Consider the following 4216-nt stretch of genomic DNA (forward strand, 5'->3'; position numbering starts at 1 on the left):
GGTTTGCCATTTTTTACCAATATACTTACCGTTACATGATGCATAATGGGGCCACCGGGGCCACCGGAGAGTTTATGCTGAATAGTACTTCCTGTGCCTAATCTGCCGTCGAGGTCATCCCGCCAAATAATCCAGTTTTCGGGCACAGGGGTGCCATCACTTTGTTTTGCTTCTGCCTTAAAAGTAATCACGTCATCGGGGTTAAAAAAGATGGTTGCGTTTGCCGGTGAAATTATTTTAATGCTCGAATTCTTTTTGGGTGGCCCTACATTTATCAATACTGCCGAAGATTCCTTTATTCCCGCGCTATTAGTGGCGGTGAGCGTTACCCCGAGAATTCCCGTTTTGTTCACCTGGGCTGAAAATGATTTCCCTTTTCCTATGGGCGTGCCATTTATTGACCACTCCAGCTGGTTGTCGGGTAAATCGCCATCCTGTATATCCATTGCACTTCCCCTGAAGTTTATTACATCATCAGACGCGTATTGAATGTTACTGGCGGGACTGGTTATTACAGGTTCAGGTGCCCGGGCAATTACATTTACATGTGTTGTTGCTGCAACGCCGGCACTGCCATTCACAAAAGCTGTGGCTGTAATTGTATGATTTCCCAGGCTAAGGGGCTGAGATTGTATGTTGACTCCAGCACCGAGGCTTCTTCCGTTTTCGTCTGTCCATCTTATATCTTCAAGATCACCGGTAAGTGGTGACGTAGCTAAGGCAAACAGCGTTGGTTTGCCGCCACCTGCTTCCCAGTTTACTATTGAATTATCCAGGGGTTCTTTAATAACAATGGTCGCCGTTCCATTAGGTACACAGGCCTGGTCTGGTACAGACCAATAGGTGCTTACAACAGTGGAGTTAATTAGCGAACCGCTGCTAAACGGAGCCGGGCTGTTTTCGCAGATGTCCCCGATTTCCCCTTCCGTGCCCCTGCCGGCATCAACCCAGGAAAAGAAAGGAGTAGGATCGGTGCAAACTTCCACATATTCGTGAGAAATATTTTTGGTGCCTTTATCATAACTGTTAATAGCACTGCAGGCAGAAGGATTGGTTTTGCACAAAGCATCCCGCTGAAGCAGATCTTCCAGGCCGATTCCGAGAGCGTTGTTTGGCAATTTTGCAAATGCATAAGGTAATTCTTCATGCACCAGGAAGTTAAAGGGAAAAGGAACAAATGAATCAAAATAAGTGGGTACCACAAAATGATAGCCGCTCCATCCGCCATTATCAACTTCGTTTTCAGTAACAACCACCATGTATAACGGATCGTCGCCCCCAACATTCCACCAGATCTTTGGCATCCCTTCATCGAATATTTCTTTTATTAAAAAAGCGCCGACCACGGCTCCGGAACCTCCTCCGCCTGCCGATGGAGAAGGATCATCTGCAACAAATACATTCCTGACTACTTTGCCGGGATTAACGCCATAAAAAGCAAGTTGCGAGGTATATTTCGGCGACACGATGTCCAACATCGAAGTAGCCAGGTTCGCCACAACAGGCGAGGAGCTGCTGAATGCCTTTCCCCAATAGATAACGTACATTGACGGATGGGCTATTACGGGCCCGGGGCCCTGGCTCATATTTACGTCAATTGGAGGTGACACAACACTTGAAGCATCCCGCTTAAATCCCGGACCTGCTTTAAAATGGAGGAGATGCGCCGGCACCAGCGGACGTTGTATTTTTATTTGCAAACCTGCAGGTATCGCGAAAAGGCCTGATGAAACCATTAATTCAGAAGCTTCATCAAGGTCAATCACTGTTTGCGTTTTACCGTTGTTTTGCACTTCCGCATGTACAATGATGTTTTCCGGACCGGGATTAAGAAAATCAACATAATTTTTCCCCGTTGATTTAGGGTTTTCGTTAGCTGTTAAGTTTTTTGTGTTCAAATAATAAATCTTCCAATTGTTTCCTGTCGGGCTTTTAAACGTCTGTTGAACCGTGGAAAGATCTTTGTATTTTTTCAATGAGTGCGCCTGAACAAATTGTTTTACCGCATATACTGCGGCTTTATTTCCTTCTGAAAAACTTGCCACCGACTTTTGCGCCAATGCTCTTTCAGCTGTTTTAGTGCTATTGCATTCTGCAAGTGTGGTGCGATAAATAATCCCGGTTTTATAGTCGATCTTAAATACAGAATCATCCTGATATCGAATCAATATACCACGATCGGGCAGTGAGCCGTCGCTACCCGACATATATTGTTTTGCGTACACCGCTGTTTCGGAGACGTACGTCTCAAATACGGTGTTGCTCATATGGGTTTTAATGTGATAGCTTTTTATTTTTTCATTAAGCCGGTCTTTTATCTTTAAACTATCACCTGGCTGCGCTATGGCGGTAAAGCTGCATACAATGCAAAAAAGAATGAAAAAGAGTTTCATGTTTTATAATTTTTAAGATTAGTCGAAGGATGTTGCAAAAGGGAAACAACGTTAGAAAAAAAATTAGGAGAGCAGGATCAATCTGCCGCTCAAAAATGAGTAAGTAGGAGCGTAAGCCCTACCTGTTTGTAAAATTTAATGCCGTTGTTGGTATTTCTAAATCAATGCTTCGCAGCTATGCAGCCACACACCGCCGGTTGTGTGTTCGTGTGGATGGTTTTGCAGCAAAGCCATCACCAACAACTCTCAGCGGTTATGATTTAAATGAAGCCAGAAATACCATCCCATTCTCCTCTACCTTCACTAAGTTGCCGGCCGGGCTATATAAGAGTGTTGAGCATGTAGGTAAGTTTACTACTTTTTCTATTTTTTACATCTAACAATTCTTTAGGTACGCCGGTAAAGAGTTGAACGGTATACACGCCAATTTTAGAGAATATGATAGCTCTAAATAAATATTCAATCGAAAATAACCTTAAGTAATTTCTTAGATTTAATCTTTTATTTCCTGCACTTCTTTGCGCCATTACCAAATTGAGGTCTCACATTTTCCTTTGGCTTTTACCATACGCCCCTTGGGGTTGGTTTAAGATGATTTAGTGATACTGCCGTGATCACATCTGCGCCACCAAGGGGTACAAGGTTTCTAAAAATAATTTTCCTAATTTGGGGGGACTAAGGGCGACACGTGAGACATTGCGATATCACTTGCAGGTCGCACAAGTCACAATAGTCCCACAATTAAATGCAGGGTATATGGCAATTAACAACAATAAGGAAGGCTTTATTCCCTTACATGGCGGTTACAGAAATTTAATTACTTATCAAAAATCAGAAATAATCTATGATGGTACTGTTTATTTCTGTAATCATTTTTTTAAGAAATATGATCGCACCATTGACCAAATGGTACAAGCGGCACGTTCCGGTAAACAAAATATTGCTGAAGCAAGTATGGCATCAGCAACCTCAAAAGAAACAGAAATAAAACTTACCAATGTGGCACGGGCAAGTTTAGAAGAGCTTTTGATAGATTATCAAGATTATTTAAGAATTAATAAATTGAAGAAATGGGATAGGAATGACCGGCTTTCTTTGCGCTTTAATGAGTTAAACAAAACCCCCAACGCAAATTATGAAACGTTTAAAAAAGCAATTGAGCATGAAAATCCCGGGATAGGCGCTAATATAATGATATGCCTGGCTAATGTAACCAGCTATCTTTTAAAGAGGCAAATCCAAAGTCTTGAAAAAGCTTTTATTAATGAAGGCGGGTTGCGTGAAAGAATGACCAAAGCCAGGATTAACCAAAGGAATAAAAAATAATGCTTGTCAAAAAGCCTGCCTGGTGCAGATAATTTACTTACCAAAAAATTACCTTACTCATTTCCCTTCTCCACCAACTTCAAATACTTTTCCAGCAACATGTAATATTTTTCTTTCCATTCACTTATTTGCTTTATGGCTTCCTCAATTGTTGCAGGCTCATTGTTGTAACTGTGACCTTCTTCCTCTACAATAAAGGGACTCATCCCGGGAATTTCCCCTGAAAAATCGTGGCCAATTGCTTTACTGTATTTGTCGAGTATTTTAAATGCAAGGTTCTCTTTCCTGATATGTGTGTAGTAGGTTCCTCTTCCGTAGCCTGCTTTTTGGGTAATAAACTTAATATCTAAGCCTGTTTTGTCAACAGCTTCTTTAAGAATTCTACCTCTATGGACATTTTGTTCGATAGTTTCTAACTTTTTGTAAAGGACGCAACAGATTTGTATAATTTTATGTCTATATTATGTCTATTTATCGAAATATTGTGTCTATTTATA

The 4216-nt window shown here is 41.5% G+C and carries 4 protein-coding genes; 2 read left to right on the forward strand and 2 right to left on the reverse strand.

Annotated features, from left to right (window positions below; genetic code table 11):
* On the reverse strand, positions 1-2393 hold a 2393-nt coding region (locus ACO1O5_RS11490; protein WP_486270311.1), incomplete at its 3' end, for a hypothetical protein.
* Between the two features lie 164 nt (positions 2394-2557).
* On the opposite strand from ACO1O5_RS11490, the gene ACO1O5_RS11495 reads away from it, so the two are divergent.
* Complete coding sequence (locus tag ACO1O5_RS11495; RefSeq protein ID WP_486270313.1) at positions 2558-2773, forward strand: hypothetical protein; 216 nt, start codon at positions 2558-2560, stop codon at positions 2771-2773.
* A 376-nt stretch (positions 2774-3149) separates the two neighbouring features.
* The gene (locus ACO1O5_RS11500; protein ID WP_486270315.1) at positions 3150-3719 is read left to right on the forward strand and encodes a four helix bundle suffix domain-containing protein; all 570 of its coding nucleotides are present in this window, start codon (positions 3150-3152) and stop codon (positions 3717-3719) included.
* Between the two features lie 53 nt (positions 3720-3772).
* Here the strand turns inward: ACO1O5_RS11500 and ACO1O5_RS11505 are convergent, their stop codons facing one another.
* Positions 3773-3925 (reverse strand): hypothetical protein, encoded by a 153-nt coding sequence (locus ACO1O5_RS11505; RefSeq protein WP_486270317.1) that lies wholly within the window; start codon positions 3923-3925, stop codon positions 3773-3775.
* Between the last annotated feature and the right edge of the window lie 291 nt (positions 3926-4216).

This window comes from Ginsengibacter sp. (assembly GCF_057362405.1).

What these genes read in the sequence shown, in the direction of transcription:
- ACO1O5_RS11500 (WP_486270315.1), top strand. Translation starts at nt 3,150, where the DNA reads ATGGCAATTAACAACAATAAGGAAGGCTTTATTCCCTTACATGGCGGT.
- ACO1O5_RS11505 (WP_486270317.1), bottom strand. Translation starts at nt 3,925, where the DNA reads ATGAGTCCCTTTATTGTAGAGGAAGAAGGTCACAGTTACAACAATGAG.
- ACO1O5_RS11495 (WP_486270313.1), top strand. Translation starts at nt 2,558, where the DNA reads ATGCTTCGCAGCTATGCAGCCACACACCGCCGGTTGTGTGTTCGTGTG.